The 20,511-nt window shown below is 66.3% G+C and carries 15 protein-coding genes, 3 tRNA genes, 2 rRNA genes and 1 pseudogene; 5 read left to right on the forward strand and 16 right to left on the reverse strand.

What is annotated here, in order from left to right:
- Position 1: 1 nt before the first annotated feature.
- From LI337_RS13800 to LI337_RS13845, 10 genes and pseudogenes are all read right to left on the reverse strand, one after another.
- The gene (locus tag LI337_RS13800) at positions 2-493 is read right to left on the reverse strand and encodes a phage tail protein (protein ID WP_227230431.1); all 492 of its coding nucleotides are present in this window, start codon (positions 491-493) and stop codon (positions 2-4) included.
- Positions 494-575: 82 nt separating this feature from the next.
- Positions 576-770, reverse strand: a pseudogene (locus LI337_RS13805) (DUF6760 family protein); the annotation flags it as partial.
- On the reverse strand, positions 767-1,570 hold the full coding sequence (locus LI337_RS20305; RefSeq protein ID WP_227230434.1) for a hypothetical protein: 804 nt from the start codon (positions 1,568-1,570) through the stop codon (positions 767-769). The pseudogene LI337_RS13805 and the gene LI337_RS20305, both read right to left, overlap by 4 nt.
- On the reverse strand, positions 1,567-2,004 hold the full coding sequence (locus LI337_RS13815; protein ID WP_227230435.1) for a phage tail protein: 438 nt from the start codon (positions 2,002-2,004) through the stop codon (positions 1,567-1,569). Before LI337_RS13815 ends, LI337_RS20305 begins: the two co-directional genes overlap by 4 nt.
- Positions 2,005-4,950, reverse strand: coding sequence for a choice-of-anchor D domain-containing protein (locus LI337_RS13820; RefSeq protein ID WP_227230436.1), 2,946 nt, complete (start codon positions 4,948-4,950; stop codon positions 2,005-2,007).
- Between the two features lie 374 nt (positions 4,951-5,324).
- Positions 5,325-5,633: a carboxypeptidase regulatory-like domain-containing protein gene (locus LI337_RS13825; RefSeq protein ID WP_227230437.1), complete on the reverse strand. Its 309-nt coding sequence runs from the start codon at positions 5,631-5,633 to the stop codon at positions 5,325-5,327.
- A gap of 20 nt (positions 5,634-5,653) precedes the next feature.
- On the reverse strand, positions 5,654-6,337 hold the full coding sequence (locus LI337_RS13830; protein ID WP_227230438.1) for a Pvc16 family protein: 684 nt from the start codon (positions 6,335-6,337) through the stop codon (positions 5,654-5,656).
- A 165-nt stretch (positions 6,338-6,502) separates the two neighbouring features.
- Positions 6,503-7,819, reverse strand: coding sequence for a phosphoribosylglycinamide synthetase C domain-containing protein (locus LI337_RS13835; protein WP_227230439.1), 1,317 nt, complete (start codon positions 7,817-7,819; stop codon positions 6,503-6,505).
- 303 nt (positions 7,820-8,122) lie between these two features.
- Positions 8,123-8,713 carry a GNAT family N-acetyltransferase gene (locus LI337_RS13840; protein ID WP_227230440.1) on the reverse strand — a complete coding sequence of 197 codons (591 nt, stop codon included), beginning with the start codon at positions 8,711-8,713 and terminating at the stop codon, positions 8,123-8,125.
- Between the two features lie 69 nt (positions 8,714-8,782).
- Positions 8,783-9,544 (reverse strand): SDR family NAD(P)-dependent oxidoreductase, encoded by a 762-nt coding sequence (locus LI337_RS13845; protein WP_227230441.1) that lies wholly within the window; start codon positions 9,542-9,544, stop codon positions 8,783-8,785.
- Between the two features lie 910 nt (positions 9,545-10,454).
- Between LI337_RS13845 and LI337_RS13850 the strand changes: the two genes are divergently transcribed.
- From LI337_RS13850 to LI337_RS13860, 3 genes are all read left to right on the forward strand, one after another.
- The gene (locus LI337_RS13850) at positions 10,455-11,045 is read left to right on the forward strand and encodes a 2Fe-2S iron-sulfur cluster-binding protein (protein ID WP_227230443.1); all 591 of its coding nucleotides are present in this window, start codon (positions 10,455-10,457) and stop codon (positions 11,043-11,045) included.
- A gap of 184 nt (positions 11,046-11,229) precedes the next feature.
- The gene (locus LI337_RS13855) at positions 11,230-12,636 is read left to right on the forward strand and encodes an MATE family efflux transporter (RefSeq protein WP_227230904.1); all 1,407 of its coding nucleotides are present in this window, start codon (positions 11,230-11,232) and stop codon (positions 12,634-12,636) included.
- Positions 12,637-12,677: 41 nt separating this feature from the next.
- Positions 12,678-12,750: transfer RNA gene (locus tag LI337_RS13860), tRNA-Arg, on the forward strand.
- Between the two features lie 168 nt (positions 12,751-12,918).
- Here LI337_RS13860 and LI337_RS13865 read toward each other — a convergent pair.
- Together LI337_RS13865 and LI337_RS13870 are read right to left on the reverse strand one after the other, a co-directional pair.
- On the reverse strand, positions 12,919-13,260 hold the full coding sequence (locus LI337_RS13865) for a DUF8062 family protein (RefSeq protein ID WP_227230444.1): 342 nt from the start codon (positions 13,258-13,260) through the stop codon (positions 12,919-12,921).
- 167 nt (positions 13,261-13,427) lie between these two features.
- On the reverse strand, positions 13,428-14,285 hold the full coding sequence (locus tag LI337_RS13870) for a hypothetical protein (RefSeq protein ID WP_227230445.1): 858 nt from the start codon (positions 14,283-14,285) through the stop codon (positions 13,428-13,430).
- A 152-nt stretch (positions 14,286-14,437) separates the two neighbouring features.
- Here LI337_RS13870 and LI337_RS13875 point away from each other — a divergent pair, with 152 nt between their 5' ends.
- Both LI337_RS13875 and LI337_RS13880 read left to right on the forward strand, forming a co-directional pair.
- Complete coding sequence (locus LI337_RS13875) at positions 14,438-15,820, forward strand: APC family permease (protein WP_227230446.1); 1,383 nt, start codon at positions 14,438-14,440, stop codon at positions 15,818-15,820.
- 84 nt (positions 15,821-15,904) lie between these two features.
- Complete coding sequence (locus LI337_RS13880; RefSeq protein ID WP_227230448.1) at positions 15,905-16,555, forward strand: potassium channel family protein; 651 nt, start codon at positions 15,905-15,907, stop codon at positions 16,553-16,555.
- Positions 16,556-16,836: 281 nt separating this feature from the next.
- Here the strand turns inward: LI337_RS13880 and LI337_RS13885 are convergent.
- From LI337_RS13885 to LI337_RS13900, 4 genes are all read right to left on the reverse strand, one after another.
- Positions 16,837-16,912 (reverse strand) — tRNA-Cys (locus tag LI337_RS13885).
- A 97-nt stretch (positions 16,913-17,009) separates the two neighbouring features.
- Positions 17,010-17,131, reverse strand: a 5S ribosomal RNA gene (gene rrf, locus LI337_RS13890).
- Between the two features lie 99 nt (positions 17,132-17,230).
- Positions 17,231-20,146, reverse strand: a 23S ribosomal RNA gene (locus LI337_RS13895).
- 281 nt (positions 20,147-20,427) lie between these two features.
- Positions 20,428-20,499 (reverse strand) — tRNA-Ala (locus LI337_RS13900).
- Positions 20,500-20,511: the final 12 nt, after the last annotated feature.

Below are 20,511 nucleotides of genomic sequence, written 5' to 3' on the forward strand. Positions count from 1 at the left end.
CTCACCCCAGCAGGCCCCCGATGTCCTGCAGTGCGGTGCCGACGCCCGGCGGGAGTCCCGGGACCGGTCGAAGCCCGTGGTGGGCCAGTTCCAGCGTCTCGACGGCCACCGAACTGCTGTCGGCCGAGAGATCCGGCCCGCTCCACGAGACGGGGTAGGCGTCCACGAACGCCCAGCCCCAGCCGATGTCGCCGGTCTCGTCCAGGAGGAAGAGCACCCCGTCCATGCGCGTCACCGCGCCGTCGACCGTGCGCTGGGTCCACCGCGAGAGCGTCGCGGAGTCGGTCATCCCGCGCCGGAGCGTCAGGTTCGGGTAGTCGGCTCGGCCGGGGAGTTTGTGGACGTGGTCGTTGACGCCGCCCTCCTCGTAGGTCTCCGGGTCCATCCGCACCGACAGGCCGCTGACTTCGGAGAACCCCCCGACGAACAGCGCGTCGATCTGGACGACGAACCGGTACGAGAGGTACGGGTCGTCGCGCGCGCCGACGCTCATCGGTCGGTCCCTCGTACACTCGTCGCCGGGGCCGGGCGCACACTCGTCGCTCGGCGCGGTCGCTCACTCATCGGCGGTTCCCTCCCTCGTTCACACGCTCGTTGATCCGGCTGATCTCGGTACACCAGCGCCGCCGCTCCCAGTGGGGCATCGTCAACACGGTCTCGTGGCTCCACCCGAAGTGGTACGCGAGAAACGCGACCTCCTCGTAGAGTCGGTCGAGACCGGCGTCGCCGTCGCTCGCGGGACCGGCGCTCGGTCGACTGCCTCGACTCACGCCGCCGGGTCGTCCCGGCGCGTCGTCGCCGAGGAGGTCGAGGAGCGACCGGCCGCCTGCTGGCTGTCGTTCCGCCCCGCCCCCGCCGGTCGTCGGTCCCCCGAACGGGACCCCGCCGTCGGGGAGTGGCGATTTCCCACCCCACCACCGGAGTCGTCGGTGTCGTCGGTGTCGTCGCGCGGGTGGTGGTCGGTCGGGTCGTCCGGTGGTCGCAGTCGGCGCTCCCGCCCCCCACTGCTCGCGGGTGGCGACTCCATCGCGTCGGCTGACGCCGACGCTCCGTCGTCGCCCGGTGGCTGGTCGGTGGGCAGGTCGCTCGCCCGACTCGCGGCTCGCGACCGCGACTGCGAGTCGCCCCGTGTCTGTGAGTCGGTCCCGCCGTCGGTCTCGGTCGCCTGCGTCGGTGGCTCGGAACTGTCGGTGGGGCTCGCACTCGCGCCGCCGATCTCCACTGCGAACGCCTCGCCGCAGTCGGGACAGGTCGCGTCCACCGCGTCCATCCCCCGGTCGTTGACGCGCTCGTACATGTCCTGCAGGTACGCGAGATCCGCCACGAACAGGTTCTCGACCGTCTGTGGTGTCACGTCCGGCAGACTCCCGAGGCGGGTGACGACCCGCGAGAGCAGGATGATCGTCAGGTACGACTCGTTCGACCTGACGCGCGGGTCCTTGAGGGGGAGAATCTCGTCGGCGGCGGTCGCCAGTCGCATCGTCCCCTCGCGGTGGAGCGTCCCGTCCTCGCTCACGAAGCCGTTCGGGAGCGTGAACTGGAACTCCGTCTGGAGCGTGTCGCCGGTCATGCGCTCCGCTCCATGCCCTCGTGGACGATCTCTAAGGACTCGATGGAGACCTCGTTACCCGTGGCGTTGAGGTCCGGGGCGTCGTACTGCCGGGGCCACGCCTCGCGGAACTGGAAGCGCGGGCCGGGGTCGCCCACCTCGTCCTGCACGACGACCGCGATGGGTCGCCGGGCGTCGTCCACGTTGCCGTTCTCGACCGTCTTCCACCAGTCGTACAGTTCGGTGGACTCGGTGATCCCCCACTGTAAGGAGAGGTTGCCGTAGCTGTTCAGTCCCTTGATCTTCCGGACCGTGGGCTGTTCGTTGCCGTTCCGGTACTCGACCGCCTCGGTCGAGGACTCCGGGAGCGTACACTCCGAGAAGCCCGCCTGCACGATGCCCTCGATCTCGAGCAGGAACCGGAAGTTCCGGAAGGGCCCGTGTCGGTCCGGCATCTACGCCCCCTCCCCGGTCTTCTGGGAGATGCGGAAGATGACGAACTCCGCCGGCTTCACCGGGGCGACGCCGATCTCGACGATCAGTCGCCCGTTGTCGATGTCGTCCTGTGTCATTGTCGTCTCGTCACACTTCACGTAGAACGCCTCCTCCGGCGTCGATCCCATCAGCGCCCCGTTGCGCCACGTGGTCGTCAGGAAGTTGCTCACGGCCTGCCGGATCTGTGCCCACAGGCTCTCGTCGTTCGGCTCGAAGACCGCGTACTGCGTCGCCTCGTCGATGGACTCCTCCAAGTAGAGGAACAGTCGCCGGACGTTGACGTACTTCCACAGTGGATCGCTGGAGGTCGTCCGCGCGCCCCACACCCGGATGCCCCGACCGGGGAAACTCCGGATGCAGTTCACCCCCCGCGGGTTCAACTGCGCCTGTTCGCCCTTCGTGATCGTCCGCTGGAGGCCGTTCGCCCCGCGAACGATCTCGTTCGCGGGCGCTTTGTGGACACCCCGGTCGGTGTCGCTCCGGGCGTAGATGCCCGCGACGTAGCCCCCCGGCGGCACCAGCGTCGAGCGGTTCGTCGCCGGGTTCGTCGTCTCGATCCACGGGTAGTAGAACGCGGCGTACTCCGAGTCGCGCGGCGGCGAGAGGTCGCCGGGTGGCTCCGCGACCTGCGGTGCCTGCAACACGGCGAACCGATCCGCCAGCGTCTCGCAGTGGTCCACGATGGCCTGCGTCAACACGGGGTCGCCGGCGTCGTTCGTCACCGACCGCTCGTCCGGCACGCAGACGATGGCGATCTCGTCTTCGGCGACGAAGGCGTCCAATCCCGTGCGCTCGTCGTCGGGCCGCCACGCCGGGTCGGCGGTCCCGTCGTAATCCTCCAAGATCGGGACGCGGCCGTCGGCGGCCGAACCGAGCCAGATCGGCTCCTCGGTCGACTCCGGTCGCCCGTCTGCGACCTGGTCGACCGCGACGAGTGCCGACGACGCGAGGCGGTTCTCGTAGAAGTCGGCCGACGACTGGACCGGCGAGAGGTCGTCGTAGACCTCCTCGACGGTCGGGTCCGGCACCCGGTCGTCGGCTTCGGGATCGCCGCCGTACTGCCGGGCGGTCGCCGCGTCCGCCGGATTCGACCAGTACCGGACGGTCAGCTTGAACAACTGGTTGCGCGCCGGATCGAACAGGCTCCCGTCGTCGACCGCGACCGCGATGCGCTCGCCCCACGCGCCGGGACCGACGGCTTCCACGTCCAGTACGTCGCGGTTCCCCGAGAGCGGGACGGTCACCGTCTCGCGTGGGTTCGCGCCCGCGTCGCCCTCGTAGGCGACCGCGAGTGTCGCGGTCCGGGGGGCGAGGTCCTCGGCGACGAACGTCACCTCGGCGTGGAGCGAGTCGCCCGGCGCGAGGTCGACCGGGAAGGCGGGCGCGTTGCCGCCGGCGTCGGTGACCGTGAGCGCGAACGGGGAGTCGCCGCTCGGGTCCGTGATCGTCACGTCGTCGGCGTCGATGCGGACGTTCATCCCCCCCGGTTCGGCCGCGTTCGTCACCACCAGCGTCCGGTCCGCCGACTCGCCGGCTTCGACGCGGCCGAAGTCGAGTCGCTCCGCGTCGAGCGTGATCGGGGCAGGTTCGACCGCCTCGCCCGTCAGCGCGACGGTCGCGGTGCCGGCCGCGCCGCCGGCCTCGAAGGGAACCCGGAGCTGTGCGGCGCGGGTGCCGGTCGCGGTCGGGTCGAACCGGACTTCGACCGCGACGCGGCCGCCGGGTGCGAGCGTCGGGACCGTCTCCGGGCCGAGGACGGTGAAGTCGTCGACCGCCGGGTCGGCGTTCGGATCGGCGACGACCTCCATACCCGCCGGGTCGACCTCGATCGCGGCGTGTCCGGCGGCCGGGTCGCCGTCGCCGAGGTTCGTCAGCGTGATCGTCGCACTCGTCTGGTCGGTGGCGACCAGCGTCCCGAAGTCGAGCGTCGGGGTCGCGACGGTCGGCACGCCGAGTGCGCCGTCGGTCGGCCCGACGCCGGTCCCCGTGAGGACGACGGTCGCCCCGCCGGCGGGGGTGGCGATCTGGAGTTCCACGTCCACGTCACCCGGCGCGTTGTCGGGTGAGAACATCACCTCGACGTCGGCGGTGCCGCCGGCCGGCACTGCGCCCGGTTCGCCGTCGGGGAAGGCCGCCGAGAAGTGCGCCTCCTCGCCGTTCCCGTCGGGGTCGACGACCGACAGTTCGCCGGCCGTCAGCGGGAGGTCCCCGCCACCGCCCGCGTTCAGGTTCCGGAGCGTCACGGTCTCGGTGCGCTGGTGGCCGTCGACCGCCGCGCCGAAGTCGATCTGTCCCGGGTCGACGCCGAACTGGTCGGCGGTCGGACCGACGCCGGTGCCGGCGAAGGTGACGCGAGCCGGGGCGTTCGTCCCGTCGTGGTCGACGACGAGTGTCGCCGCCTTCGGGGTCGCGTCGGCCGGCGTCAGTTCGACGGTCACGTCGACGCTCCCGCCGGGGGCGACGGTCAGCGGGAAGTCGGCGTCTGCCGGCGTGAGAACCGCGAACTCGTCGTCCGCGCCCTCGGTGACGGTCAGGGTGAAGTCGTCCCCGTCGACCGTCACCGCCGGGTCGCCCGCCTCGCCGGGGTTCGAGAGCGTGACGGTCCGGGTCGGCGCGTGGCCCGTCACCACGTCGCCGAAGTCGACGGTGGACTCCGAGACTGCGAGCAGTGCCTCGACCGCACCGAGCGAGCCCTCGCCGAGGGTGGCGTCCTCGCCGACGACTCTGCCGAAGACGCACTCGGTGCCGCCGTTTCGGAAGAAGCCCTCGACGCCGAAGACCGTGTAACTGTCCGCGAGCGACCGGCCGCGAGCGGTGGCGTCGAAGCCGCCGTACAGTCGCTGGAACTGTGAGAAACTCGTGACGAGTCGCGGCTCCGTGGGACCGCGTTCGGTTCGGCCCAACATACCGACCGTACTCGTCCCGACGCCGGCTATCGGTCTCGGACCGGTGTCGCGCTCCTCGATGTAGACGCCAGGTGTGCGGTACTCTGGCATCGAATCACGCTTGCTCCCCGCGCCACGAGTTCGAATTGTGGTGCATGTTGACGTATCCCAGTTTGCCTATAAATAATTTTGTACGGAATAGCTGTGCCAGAATTTGGAGAGGAAACGGCGGGTGAAAAGGCGCGCAGACGCAACAAACTGCGTCGGCGTAGGAGTGAGTCGAAGTCGGTCGGCGTGAGGGCGAGCAGAAGTCGGTCGGCACGGGAGCGAACCGAAATCGGTAGACGTGAGGGCGAACCGAAGTCCGGCGGCGCGGACCGGAGCAGATCGGGGGCTCAGTCGTTCGTCAGTTGGACCTCGGTGACGAACGCCGAGGCGTCGGTCTCGGTCGGTGCGACCGGCGTCACGGTCGGGGTCGCCTCGTCGTAGCCCGGTGCGGTCACTCTGATCTCGACCGGATCGGGACCGAGGTCGGTGAAGACGTGGTAGCCGCCGGAGACGGTGGTCGGTGGCGTCTCGTCGGCGAGTTCCACCCGTGCGGTCGGAATCCGCTCGCCGGTGTCGTCGTCCACGACGCTGACGACGATCGAGACCCGCGTGGTCCGGACCGCGACCGAGCGCCAGCGTGGGGTCGTCTCAGTCATCGCGTGCCCTCGGAGTCGCGTCAGTCATCGCCGTCACCGTCGTCACCACTGCCGTTCTCGGCGGCGCGTTCGGCGACGTGGTCCCGGACGCGGTAGTGGGTCTGCCGTTCGAGGACGCGGTCGACCTCGCGATCCTCGGCGGGGTCGATCTCGACCGGCGAGACGAGATACGCCACCGAGGGCTGGTACGGGCGGTCCTCGAAGGTGTTCCAGATGTCCAGCACCTCGGCCATCGGCTGGGCGACCGGCGAGACGTGCAGCGGACTCCGGAGGGTCCCGGAGAGGTCGCCCTCGCGGATCACGGCCTCGTCGCGCAGGACCTGCATCGCCCGGCCCAGGACGCGGTGTTGCTGGTGGCGGTTCGTACTCGGGTCCTGCGTCCCCTCGCCGGGGTACGCGGTCAGCAGGTAGTAGCAGTCCAGGGCGAGTGGCGCGTCTCTGACGGTCGTCGCGTCGATCTGTCGGGTGGGCTGGTTCGCCAGGCCCTCGCTCGGTTCGACCCGGTAGAGGTACAGCGACAGGCGGATCGGGTCCTCGTTGCCCCGTGTCGTCTCGGTCACCTCGCCCGGCGACACCAGTGCGATCTGGGCGTCGGTGATCGGCTTCTCGGGCGACTCGGGGTCGCCCGGATCGCGGCCCATCCGGTCTTCGAGCAACGAGAGCATCGTCACGCCCGCGTCCTCGATGGCCCGGTAGTCCGGCACGGCTTATCCTCCTCGCGTCGGGCGGTTCTGTACGACGCCCGCCCCGTGGCGTGCGTCTGTTCGGTGGGGCGTCATGACTGCTGGTCGGTTGTCGTGAGGTGTGATAGCTCTTTGCTCGGTCGCCGCCGCCGACAGACGTGTGGACGCACCGGCCGCCGAACTCGCTCACTCCGGGCCGAGGTAGCCCCACGCCTGCAACCGGTCGCCGTCGCCATCGATCCAGCGCTCGCCGATGTCGTCGCGGTAGTACATGTTCGGCACGATGATCCGGTCCACGCGGTCGTACGCCTGCTGGCGGGCGTCGGCCATCGTCTCGCCCATCCCGGTGACGACGAGGACGATGCCGGACTCGCCGGCCACGCGCCACTGGCCGTCGACGTTCTTCGTGTCCTCGATGTGGACGCCGGCACGGTCCCACCCCTCCTCGAAGACGACCGCCGCGTTCCGGGAGTTCTCTCCGAAGGTCGCCTCGTCGTCGAAGGGGAACGGCGGGACGCAGACCCGCACCGCGATCTGGTAGCCGCCGTGGACGTCCAACTCTGGGTCCTCGCCGCGCGCGAGGTGGTGGAAGAACTCGCCGGTCGGCGTCTCGAAGGACTCCTCCTGCAGGACGATGGTCGGGTAGCCGAACCGGGGCGTGAATTCGAGGGGGGAGATGCCGGTGTCGTTGACGATGCAGTTCACGTCGATGCTGCCGACGTACCCCTCCTCTGCCAGCCAGTCTTCGAGTCTGCCGAGCGTGCGACGGAACAGTCGGTTGCGGCCGGTCCAGAACATCGAGGTGCCCATCTCGCCGGTCGAGGGACCGATGTTGCCCGGAAAGAGCTTCTTGTGCTCGAAGTTGAGGTTGATCGGTTCGACGAATTTCTCCCCGTCGAAGAAGCCACAGACAGCGACTTCGACGCCCTCGACCCGGCGCTGGAGTTGGAAACCGGCCATCCGGTGGCCCCACGCTTTCTCGTAGGCCCGGAGCACGTCGATCACGTCGCTCCCGTCGTCCTCCCTGCCGACGTACAGCAGGCGCTTGACGTTCTGCACCTCGCCGAGGGGCTTGATCACGTAGGGCGCGGGGTTCGACTCGACGTAGTCGATGGCCTCGCCGAAATCGGAGAACTCGCGGTGGGGGAGTGTCTCGATGCCGTGGTCGTCCAGCACCTCCATCGCGTAGCCGCGGTCGTCCTCCAGTCGGTCGGTGTTCGGCGTCCCGCCGACGACGTGGTGGCCCTCGGCGCGCAACTCCTCGGCGAGTGCGCCGGTGCCGACCTCGCTGCCGACCCAGATGTCGTCGAAGATGATCGTGTCCGCCCACTCGACCTCGCTCCGCCAGTCGTCGGTCTTCGAGACGAAGCCGTCGGCGATCTCCCGATCCGATTCGGCCTCGATGTAGTAGCGCACGTCGTGGCCCTCGCGGGCGACCTGCCACGCGACGTCGCCGATCAGCGCGGCGTCGGCCGAGACGAAGAGGAACTGTTTGGGGTCCATGTCGGTTGCGACGACGGGAGAGGGCTAAGACGTTGGGGCGGGATCGACCTAAAGACGTTGGGGCGAGATCGACCCAGGATCTGGCGCGCGCGAGGAACGTGCGCGAGGGAGAATCGCGGGCGGTGCGGAGAGCGATTCGAGGGTGGGGAGGACCGAGGTGCGGTGCTGGTGCGGTTCGCGGGTTGCGGTGCGGTTCCCTGCGCTAGCAATCGCGGCGGTTGCTGTCGTGGTCGTGGAGACTGTCGCGGTCACCGAGGCTGTCGCTGTCGAGCGTTCGACGCGGTCACAGTCGCAGGGCGCCTCTCACTCGGCGTCTCGCTCGCGCCACTCGGCGTCGAGGACGCCGAAGTAGTGGGTGTCGTGGTACGCTCCATCCAGAAACGCGTCCTCGCGCCCGACACCCTCCTCCACGAAGCCGAGCGACGCCAGCATCCGACGAGAGGCCTCGTTTCGGGCGTACGCGTTCGCGGTCACCTTGTGCATCCGGAGTTCGTCGAAGGCGTAGCCGACCACCAGTTCGATGGCCTCGCTCGCGTACCCCTGTCGGTGGTGGGCCGGGTGGATCCAGACGCCCAAATCCGCGACGCCGGTCTCCCGATCCACCGGGTCGAGTTCCACGACGCCGACTGGGACGCGGTCGTCGGCGTCGTCACTGCCCTCCGCGTCGGTCTCGGCCGCCTCGCGGGAGACGGTTATCAGCACCTGCACCGCGTCCGAGCGCTCGGTCACGTCCTCCCAGTAGCTGTGCTCCTGGTCGAGGTTAGTTGGGAACGGTTGGCCGACGAGTGCGCGCACCTCGGGGTGGTTCACGCCGTCGCGGAGGAAGGCGACGTCGTCGGACTCGACGGTCGTGAGCGTGACGCGGTCGCCGACGAGGAAGGCTGCTCCGGGCATACCGGCCAGACACCGGGCGCGCTGTTCAATCTGACGGGGGACAGTCGCCTCGGTCGGTCTGGCGGGACGTTACTGCGACATGAACCCGCCGTCGACGGTCATCGCGTGGCCGGTGACGTACGAAGCCTCCTCGGAGGCCAGCCACGCCACCGCGTCGGCGACCTCGTTCGGGTCGGCCTTCCGGGAGATGGGGTTCGTCTGGACGATGGCGTCGAGGCGGTCGCCGAAGCCGGCGTCGCTGGAGCGGTCGATCATCGGCGTGTCGACCACGCCGGGACAGACCGCGTTCACGCGAATACCGAGGTCGCCGTACTCGACGGCGGTGATGCGCGTCAGGCCGACCACGCCGTGCTTGCTGGCGACGTAGGGGGCCGGTCCGCCCGCCGAGAGGCCGGCGATAGAGGACGTGTTGACGATCGCCCCGCCGCCGTGTTCGGCCATCAGTGCGATCTCGGCTTTGAGACAGCGCCAGACGCCGGTGAGGTTCACGTCGATCACGCTGGCCCAGTCTTCGTCGGACTGCTCGTGGGTCGGCACCGTCTTCCCCTCGATGCCGGCGTTGTTGTGCGCGACGTCCGGCGGGCCGTAGGTCTCGACGGTCTCCCGGAACAGGGCGTCGATGTCTGCCTGGTCGGTCACGTCGCAGGCGACGAAGGTCGCCTCGCCGCCGGCGTCCTCGATCAGGTCGACCGTCTCCGCGCCGCCCTCGCGATCCACGTCCGAGACGACGACCTGCGCGCCGTCTGCGGCGAACCGCCGTGCGCTCGCGCGTCCGATCCCGGAGCCTGCGCCGGTCACCACTGCCACCGCGCCGTCGTGTGCGTTCGACATACTGCGTGGTGTTCCGGACGTGTGTTAAGTGTTCGCGGTGCGAGAGGATGGGAGTGTTCGTCTCGTCGATTACGATCTCGACGGCTACTGGATCACAGATCACGACCGCGACGTCGACAGCTACCACACCGCAGACCGCGACTCCGGCAACTACTGCACCCCAAACCGCGACAGCACCGCAGACTGCGACCGCGACAGCACAGCGACCGCATCCGCGACCGCGACCGCCGCGAGTCGTAGCGCGAGGAACCGCACCCGCCTCCGCAACCGCGACAGCAACCGCACCTCGGCCCTCCCCAGCCTCGGCTGGCGCATGAACGCGCCAGCCTCCCTCGCACGCGTTTCTCGCGCGCGCCGGTTTCGAGGTGCAATCTCACGCAACGCGGGTCACCCGACCAGTGCGACGAGAACCGGGAACCCGGATCGGACGCGATCTGCTGACGACCGACACCGAGCAGGACCCGAGCGACAGCGAGTGGTCTGCTCGCAGGTCGGTTCGGCAGCAGTCGGGGAGGCTCGGGGACTACTGCGACGACCGGGTTGCAGACCAGCGATGCGAAATCGGGTGAGGATAAGTAGCGACGTGATGGGTCACTCAGTTCGGGCAGGACTGAAAGGGCCGGTCTCTCGACTGGCCCCCGACGATGTAAGCACTGGACTGAGGGCTGGCGGGCTTGCTCGCCAGCCTGAGGGAAGCGCGAAACGAGTCGCGGGCCATCGAGAGACCGGGGGCTTTCACCGCTCGTCGTTCACGACCGATCCAACCGAGTTCCCGTATCCAACTCACTCAACCGAGTACCCACCGCCAACCGAGTCGACCCAGTCTACAGAGACGTCCACGCCGTAATCCACTTACCGGAGCGACCCGGCAATCGCAATCCTGTTAAACCCACGTTTCATACCAGCGCGCATGGCCGAATTCTTCAGTCCGGTGGGGTTCGCGCTGGGCGCGATGCTGACGCTCACCGTGGTCATACTCCACTACTCGCGCGGGACTGGCTGGGAGTCCCGACAGGACATCGCACAGGAGGTCTTAGAACGCCGGGCCGAGACGGTCCCGGAGACCGACTTCCCCGAACCGATGAACCGCTCCATCGGCGGCGGCGCGCCGGCGGCGGCGATCGGCGGCGAGGCCGGCGAGGGTGCCGAACTCGAGGGCGAAGCAGTCGAGGAGGAGGTCGGCCCGGCCGACATCCCCGACGACGAGATCGAGTACTTCGAGGTCGAGTTCATCAAGGAGGGGACCACCATCGAGGTCCCGAACAACCAGCCCCTGCTCGACTCCGGCGAGGACGAGGGGATGGACCTCCCCTACGCCTGTCGGCAGGGCCAGTGTGTCTCCTGTGCCGGGCAGATCACGAACGGCGGCAACTCCGAGGACTACGTCGTCCACGACAACCAGCAGATGCTCGACGACGCCGAACTCGACGACGGCTACACGCTGACCTGCGTCGCGTACCCGCGTGCCGACTTCTCGATCAAGTCCGGCGAAGCGCCCTGACGCGGTCGTCGACTCACTCTCCCCTCGCCGAACTCCCGGTCGTCACCGCGCGACGACACCGTGACACCCACCGGCAACCCGGCCCACGTTTCGATGCGTTGAAACCCGCCGCTCGCCTCGCCACTATCCTGTGTCCAGTCCCTCCACCGCCGGGTCGCTGACCGAGGGCGACCTGAAACGTCCGATGGTCGCGCTCGCCTGGCCGATCATCGTCACAGAACTGCTCCAGGTGGCGTACAACCTCGCGGACACCTTCTGGCTCGGTCGCTACTCGACCGACGCGCTCGCGGCGATCAGCCTCGCCTTCCCACTCATCTTCCTGTTCATCTCTGTCGGGGGCGGGTTCACGGTCGCCGGGTCGACACTCGTCGCGCAGTACACCGGCGCGCAGTCGGAGGGGTCGGCCGGCACCGTCGCCGGGCAGACGCTCTCCTTCATCACGCTGATCGCGGTGACAGTCGGCGTCGCCGGCTTCCTCCTCACCGATCCGATGCTGTCGGTCCTGCCGAGTTCCGCCGGCACCGGCGCGGACGTGATCCCCCTGGCCGGGGAGTACATGTCGGTGTTCTTCCTCGGGCTTCCGTTTCTGTTCGGCTTCTTCGTCTTCTCGGCGCTGATGCGCGGCTACGGCAACACCCGCGCGCCGATGGTCGTCATGGCGGTCTCGGTGCTGGTCAACGTCGTCATCGACCCGATCCTGATCTTCGGCTGGTTCGGCGCGCCCGAGTTGGGCGTCCAGGGGGCGGCGCTGGCGACGATCATCTCGCGTGGGATCGCTACGGTCATCGGCGTCTACATCCTGTTCGGCACCTCCGCCGGCCCGAGCGTCTCGGTCGCGGATTTCCGCCCCAAGATCGAGTACGTCCGCCAGATCGTCCGGATCGGGGTCCCGAGTGCCGTCGAGCAGTCCGCGACCGCGCTGGGGTTCATCACCCTGACCGTGATGGTCATCTCCTTCGCGCCGGAGGTCGTCGCCGCGTACGGACTCGGCAACCGACTCACCTCGCTGATCTTCCTCCCGGCGCTGGGTCTGGGTCGGGCGACGAACACCATCGTCGGGCAGAACCTCGGGGCGAGAAAGCCGGAGCGGGCGGAGCGGGCGGTCTACCTCGCGGCGTCGGTCGGTGCCGGGGTGATGGTCGTCGCGGGGGTCGTCGCGTACTTCTTCGCGGAACCGATCGTCTCTATCTTCGTCGGGACGACCGGCGCGGACGCGGTCGCGACGGTCCAGTTCAGCGTCGAGTACGTCCGGATCCGGGCGTTCGAGTTCGGGTTCATCGGCGTTCTGCAGGTCGTGCTGGGCGCGTATCGCGGGGCGGGCAACACCAAGACGGCACTCGCCTTCTCGCTGGTCGCGTTGTGGCTCGGTCGGGTGCCAATCGTCTACCTGCTGTCGTTCGAGTACGGCTTCGCCGAGACCGGGATCTGGATCGGGATGGCGGTCGGGCAGATTCTCGGAGCGATCCTCGCGGCGGCGTGGTTCACCCGCGGGACGTGGAAGCGGTCGGTGATCGACGCCGGGAGCGAGGAGAGCGACGGGCGAGTCGGAGAGTCGACCGGAGAGCACGACGCAGACGAGCCAGCCCCGTAGTTCACAACCGTTAAACCGCTGTGCGGAGTATCGGTCTTCGAGGGCCCGTAGCTCAGTGGACAGAGTGTTTGGTTCCGGACCAAGATGTCGCGGGTTCAAATCCCGTCGGGTCCGCTTCTGTGAGGAACGAACGTGACGAGCGAAGCGGTTACGCGGGGTGTGAACACGAACAGTCGCACGCCCACGCAGTGACCGACGGGAGCGAGCAGGAACGTCTGTGACTGGTTCAAATCGCGTCGGGGCCGCTCTCGTCGATCACCGAGACAGAGTGACGACGCCGTCTCACTCCGACTCGATCACGAACTCGGCGTCGTCGCTGTACTCGATGCCGACCGAGTGGCGAGTGTGACGGGAGTGTGTCTCGGCCCACCGACGCGCAGGTGTCTCCGAGAGGAACCGCTCGGTCGCGGGACACTGCTTGCAGGTGACGATCCACGGGGTCACGCCGTCCGGGAAGTGACCGGTGTGGCGCTCGTGGTCCAGCGCGAACTGCTCGAACGACTGGTTCCCGAGCGAGAGTTCGTCGAGTTCGTACGCGAGGTCCCACTCGTCTTCACAGCGTGCACAGGAGACGGTCGGCGTGTCGTCGATGTCGTCCGGTGTCGGCGGGTCGGCGTCGGGCACACCCGCCGGTTGGGACCGGAGACCCTTCTACCTGTCCGCATCGTCGGACGCCCGCCTGTCGACGCTCGGTGACGTGGCCCGGTCGACGACACGGCGGCGAACGAATTTATCGGCGATACGCCGAGAGCGTCGCCACTCCGCAGGTGAAAACAAACGCTGGGTCCCGCTCAGTACCGCGAGGGGAGGAACGCCAGCATCACGACGAAGATGACCGCCGCGCCGCTGAGGATGGTCACGCCCCACAGCCCACTCGTCCGCTCGTTGTAGCTGTCGATGGCGTTGACTTCGGTCTGGTAGGTACCGTAGTCGCTCTCCAGCAGGAGCGTCTCGTTGTTGGGCATGAGCGCGACGTACTGCTGGCCGTTCAGCGTGACGTTCGACTCGCTGGTGACGCTGACGGTGTTCTGCTCGGGGCCGAACCACTCCAGCGTGACCGTCTCGGTGCCGACCGTGGCGACGGTCGTCTGGTTGCCCTCGTAGGCGAACTGGTCGCCGACCGCGACCTCCTCGGTCGCCGGGGTCGGGAAGTACTCGCTCGGTTCGACGAGCGTCCGGGAGCCGTTCTCCGTCACGACGACGTACTTCTGGCCGTCCTGTGTGGCGAGTTCGTTCTCGGCGTTCGGATCGTCCTGCAGGATGGCCGTCCGGTTGATCTCCTCGCGGAGCGTGAACGCCGTGTCGTTCTCCGAGTCCGGCGTCAACACGACGTAGTCGTCGTTCTGATAGGGGACGACCGTCCCGTTCTCCAACTCGGCGGTCTGTCTGGCCGACTCGTTCGTCCACGCGAACGTCGCCTCCCGCGTGATCGTCACCGGCGATCCGTGATCGCCGCCGGAGGTGGACGCGTCCAGCGCACTCACGGTGTACGTCCGCTCGTTCACCGTGAGCGTGTCACCCTGCGACAGGCTGTGCTCCGGATCGTCGAACGAGATCGACGGCTGTTGTCCCGTCGTGACGAGTGTGTACGACCCTACTCCGATCACCAGAAAGAGTACGGCGTAGATCGCCACAGCGCGTCGTTGCATGGTACGAAGATTGGCCACCCGGCGTATAACGGTTACTAACTGTCGTGCGACGCGGGTGGTTCGCGTGACGCCGACGTCCGGGACGGCTCGTGCGAGGATTTATAGCGTGCTACGTGACACCGTGACAGTGCAACGTCACGGAGGCGTACGTCGTGAGCTACTCGGGAGACAGATCACCGGCGGCGAGTCTCGGACTGCTCGACGCGACGATGGTCGGCATCGGAGCGATGATCGGTGCGGGGATCTTCGTCCTCACCGGGCTCGCAGTCGAGACGGCCGGCGCCGCCGCGATCCTCGCGTTCGCACTCAACGGCGGGGTGACGACGTTCACCGCGCTGTCGTACGGCGAACTGGCGAGTGCGATCCCCCGGAACGGCGGGGGGTACGCCTACGTCCGGGAGGCGTTCTCCGCCCCGGTCGCGTTCGTCATGGGCTGGACGCGCTGGTTCACCTACATCGTGGCCGGCGCGCTGTACGCGCTCGGCTTCGCGGCGAACTTCGTGGAGTTCATCGAAATCTACGGCGTCCACCTCCCCGGCCCGCCGGTCGCGTACGCGCTGGCCTCGGTCGTCGTCCTCGTCGCGCTCAACGCGGTCTCGACCGAGGCCAGCGGCGGCGCGGAGACGGTCGTCACGCTGGTCAAACTCGCCATCCTCGGGGTGTTCATCGCGTTCGGCCTGACGGCCGCCGGCGTCGGCGAGTTCGACCCGTTCTTCCCGTCGGGGGGTGCCGTCTCGCTGCTCCCGGCGATGGGGCTGACGTTCATCGCGTTTCAGGGGTACGACCTCATCGCTACCGTCACCGAGGAGGTCGAGAACCCACGCAAAAACATCCCGCGTGCGATCCTCCTGTCGGTCCTGGTGACGGTGGTCGTCTACCTGCTCGTCGTCTTCGTCGCCATCGGAACTCTCGGGGTACCGGGCCTCGCGGGCGCGGGCGAGACGGCCATCGCGCAGGCGGCCGAAGGGTTCATGCCGACCTTCCCGGTGATCGGTACCGGCGCGGCACTGATCGCCTTCGGCGCGGTCTTCTCGACGATCAGTGCGCTGAACGCGGTCGTCATCGGCTCCAGTCGCGTCGCGTTCGCCATGGGCCGGGAACGACAGCTACCGGCGCAGTTGGGTCGGCTCCACGCGCGCTTCGGGACGCCGTTCGTCGCCGTGCTGGCGAGTGCGGCGGTCATGCTGCTCGCGGTCGTCGTCGTTCCGATCCGGACGGTCGGGAACCTCGCCAGCCTCTTCTCGCTTCTCGGCTTCGTCGTCGTCAACCTCGCGGTGATCCGCATCCGCCGACAACAGCCGAACCTCGAACGCCCCTTCGAGATCCCCTACTACCCACTGCCGCCGATCCTCGGCATCGTCTGCAACCTCCTGCTCGGGTTGTTCATCGACCCGATCACGTGGCTCCTCGCGCTCGGCTGGTTGGCGCTCGGAGGCGGTGTCTACCTCCTCTTGCGCGGCCGAGAGCGTGAGCCGACACCGACCGAACCCGAGATCGCAGAGCCGGACGTGACGATCCCACCAGAGACGGACTGAGTCGACGAGTCGACTCGAACCGACACCACCCGGAACCGATACCACTCGAACCGACCACACCGACACACACCCGACACAGAGATCATGACTGAGACACTCCGCGTCGTCGTCGCCGGCGGTGGCGAACTCGGTAGCAGAACAGCCCGACTCCTCGCCGACCGTGGCCACACGGTCGTCGTCGTCGAATCGGATCCCGACCGAGCCGAGACGGTCAGCGACGAGTACGTCGCCAGCATCATCGTCGGGGACGCCTCCCGACCGTCGATTCTCCGACAGGCGAACCCCGCGAACAGTGACGTCCTCGCCGCGCTCACCGACGACGAAGCGACGAACTTCGCGATCTGCACGGCGGCCCAACGCATGGCCGACATCCGGACGGTGATGCGGACCACGCGCGCGCCGGACGACCTCTACCCGGAGTACGTCGACGGGACGGTCTTCCCGGACGGACTGGGGGCACGGTCGGCGGTCAACGAGATCGTCGAGTCCGGCGTCCGGACGCTGGAGGACGTGTCCGGGGACCTGGAGATCGTCGAGATCGAGATCGCCCCCGACGCGCCGGTCGCCGGCCGCCGACTCGACGAGATTCGACTCCCGCGTGGCTCGCTGATCGTCTCGGACGCGGACGGCTCCCGGATCGGCGGACCCGATACGGTACTTCGCGCCGGCGGCCGCTACGTCGTCGCGGTCGAGTCGGACGTGGCAGACGAGGTGCTGAACCTCATGCGCGGATAGCAGGCCGCCGCGACCCGAGTATTCGGAGGCGTCCGGGTCGGTTCGTGACACAGGCACTGGGAGAGTTGGCTAGCGCGGCTTCATCCCGCGTGCTTCGGCGGCTTGCAGCCGCTTCGGGTGAACCGACACTCGCGGGGAAGCACACACGCTGAGAGCAACTGGTCCACCGGGGTAACGGTGTTCGCCACAGACGGCACAACAGTCGCTCGGCGACTTGAAGGGCACTGAATCGGCGTGGAGACTGTCGGCACTGCTCGTCGTAGTCTGTCGGAAAGAGTGGAAGCCAAGGGCCGGATTTGAACCGGCGATATGCGGCTCTGCAGGCCGCCGCGTTCGGCCGGACTCTGCCACCTTGGCGCGTCTGTTCGTAGATGTGTCTGCCGCTTAAACGTAGCGGTCGCGTTCGAAATGAACGAACCCCCATCCGACGACCGGATGGGGGTTCGAGATGAATGGCAGGCGGCGAACCGAATTTCCCAGAGGCTCGCGCACTCCAGTACTCGCCGGAACGCTGGTGAGCTTAACTTCCGTGTTCGGGATGGGTACGGGTGTTGCCTCACCGCTGTGGCCGCCTTAACGCCGACCTACGGAATCGAACCGTAGTACGCCGTCGTCGGTCGGACCGTGTGTAAGTGTAATCCAGATAGCGCCTGGACCCGTGCAATGGGCCAGTGCAATGAATGTGGCTCGATCTGTTAGTGCTCGCGGGCTGAACGTCTCGTTGCCTCGACGCGTACACCCCGAGTCTATCGAACTCGTCTTCTACGAGTGATCTCGATGGTACCTCTTTTCCAGGTGGGTTTCGAGCTTAGATGCGTTCAGCTCTTACCCCGTGTGACGTAGCTGCCCGGCATCTGCCCTTTCGGACAACCGGTACACCAGTGGTCACCAATCGTAGTTCCTCTCGTACTATACGATCGTTCCCGTCAGGTACCTTTACATCCCCAGTAGATAGCAGCCGACCTGTCTCACGACGGTCTAAACCCAGCTCACGACCTCCTTTAATAGGCGAACAACCTCACCCTTGCCCGCTTCTGCACGGGCAGGATGGAGGGAACCGACATCGAGGTAGCAAGCCACCGGGTCGATATGTGCTCTTGCCGGTGACGACTCTGTTATCCCTAAGGTAGCTTTTCTGTCATCAACGGCCCGCATCAAGCAGGCTCGTTGGTTCGCTAGACCACGCTTTCGCGTCAGCGACACTCGTTAGGAATGTCACTGTCAGACTTCCTTTTGCTCTTGCGCTCTTCCTCGGGTTTCCGACCCGAGTGAGGAAATCTTGGGGCGCGCTCGATATCTTTTCGAGCGCGTACCGCCCCAGTCAAACTGCCCGGCTACCGGTGTCCTCCTCCCGGAGTGAGGGTCACAGTCACTGACGGGTAGTATTTCAATGATGCCTCGGTGGCCCGCTAGCGCGGGTACCTGTGTAACGGCTCCTACCTATGCTGCACATCAGCGACCATGTCCCAGCGACAGCCTGCAGTAAAGCTCTATAGGGTCTTCGCTTCCCCCTGGGGATCTCCAGACTCCGCACTGGAACGTACAGTTCACCGGGCCCAACGTTGGGACAGTGACGCTCTCGTTGATCCATTCATGCAAGCCGCTACTGAAGCGGCAAGGTACTACGCTACCTTAAGAGGGTCATAGTTACCCCCGCCGTTGACGGGTCCTTCGTCCTATTGTACTAGGTGTTCAGATACCCGCACTGGGCAGGATTCAGTGACCGTACGAGTCCTTTCGGATTTGCGGTCACCTATGTTGTTACTAGACAGTCGGAGCGTCCGAGTCACTGCGACCTGCCTCTCTGCGAGGCAGGCATCCCTTATCGCGAACTTACGGGACTAACTTGCCGAATTCCCTAACGTCGGTTGATCCCGACAGGCCTTGGCTTTCTCCGCCTGAGCACCTGTGTCGGATCTCGGTACGAACATCACACTCGTCTTTTCACGGGCTCTAGGTTGAACCGACTTGCGCTATCCCGCCGTTCGTCCGCTTCGTGCCGTTACGGCTTCCACGGATTTTGACGGTTCGACCGGGCGAAGGCCCGGCTCGATCTACCCCAAAGCGTCGACTTTGAGCGTGTGATGGCACTGGAATATTAACCAGTTACCCTTTTGTCCTGCTCGAATTACGACAGGACTTAGGATCGGCTAACCCTCGGCTGATTGGCAGTGCCGAGGAACCCTTGCTCATAAGGCCGTCGAGGTTCTCACCCGACTATCGCTGCTACTGTGACCAGGATTTTCGTCACCGATTGGTCCACGCGAGCTCTCGCCCGAGCTTCCACCCAATCGGAGTGCCAGCCTACTGGATCGCGGTTTGATCCGCGCCGCTAGGTCTCGGTGGTGGATTTGAGCCCCGATCATTTTCGACGCCTCGAACCTCGGCCGGTAAGCTGTTACGCTTTTCTTAGAGGGTAGCTGCTTCTAAGCTCACCTCCCGGCTGTCTAGGGCTCGAGACAATCTTCAAGTTTGCACTTAATCCACACTTGGGGACCTTAACCCAGCTCTGGGTTGTCTCCCTCACGGTGCACAAGCTTACCCCGCACACCGGACTCCCTGCTTCCGCGGCGTTCGTAAGTTCGGAGTTCGACAGGGAGGCCGACTCCTCTCGGAGGCGGGTCTCCCAATCGGTCGCTCTACCTCACGAACTACCTCAGCAGAGGTCATGCTTCGACATGTTTCGGCTGGAACCAGCTGTTGCCGAGTTCGATGGGCCTTTCACCCCTATGCGTAGATCACGAGAGGGTATTGTAGGACACCAACTCTAACAGACCTCCACATGGCTTTCGCCATGCTTCATCTTGTCCACGCATAGATCACTCGGTTTCGGGTCGTGCCCGCTTGACTCCCCGCGCTTGAACACGGCGGCCCTCGCAATGCTGCGGCCTTGTCGGTTTCCCTACGCCTCCCCCGATAATCGGGTTAGACTCGCCAAGCAAGCACACTCCCTGGTTCGTTTTTCAAAACGCACGACGGAACACCGGCTCCTCTCGATTCCTACTGCAGGATCGCTCCTGGGTCGTTTTTCGAGAGGCCTTTTATGCCCCGTCGCTCCATCGCCAACTGATTTCAGGCCCTATTGCACCGCCCTTCTCGGGGTGCTTTTCAGCGTTCGCTCACGCTACTTGTTCGCTATCGGTCTCAGGTAGTATTTAGTCTTGGTCGTCAATGCCGACCACGTTCACGAGGGATATCCAACCCCCGCTACTCTGGATCTGACGCACATCGTACTAGTCGGCGTTACGGGGCTTTCACCCTGTATCGCGCTCCGTTCCAGAAGACTTCACGTCGACGGTCCGATGATGAGAGTCAGCCCGAACACCACATTGCCCGAAGGCTTCGGTTTGGACTGGGTCGCGTTCACTCGCGGTTACTAACGACATCTCGTTTGGTTTCTCTTCCTGCCCCTACTAAGATGTTTCAATTCGGGGCGTTCCCCATTGCGCGAAGCAATTGTAAAGGGATTCCCATTAGGAAATCCTCGGTTCTTCCCCTCCGTGCGGGTCCCCGAGGCTTATCGCAGCTTGGCACGTCCTTCTTCGGCTCCTGAGCCGAGCCATCCACCAGCTGGCATAGTAGCCAACGATGGCGAGTACATCAGAGATGTACTCGTAATCGTGTCGATCTCGAACGTCGTCAGAGACGCGTTCGTGATCAGTAATACACTGTAAACCCGTTGAACGGGTCCAGTGGACGCCTGGATTACACTTACACACGGCCTCATCACGCCGGCTAACCTGTTACGGCTAGCGCTCACGTTCAACCCTTCCCACCCACGCTCACGCGAGGTGGTGCATCGGTTTGCTTCGGGATTCATCGTATCGCCGTCCCACACTTAAGGGGCACGGTTCACGATTCCTCCCGAGAGATGGACCCACTGGGATTCGAACCCAGGGCATCCTCCTTGCAAAGGAGGCACTCTACCACTGAGCTATGGGCCCACCCCCTTACGG

This window comes from Salinirubrum litoreum, from assembly GCF_020567425.1.
Taxonomy (GTDB): domain Archaea; phylum Halobacteriota; class Halobacteria; order Halobacteriales; family Haloferacaceae; genus Salinirubrum; species Salinirubrum litoreum.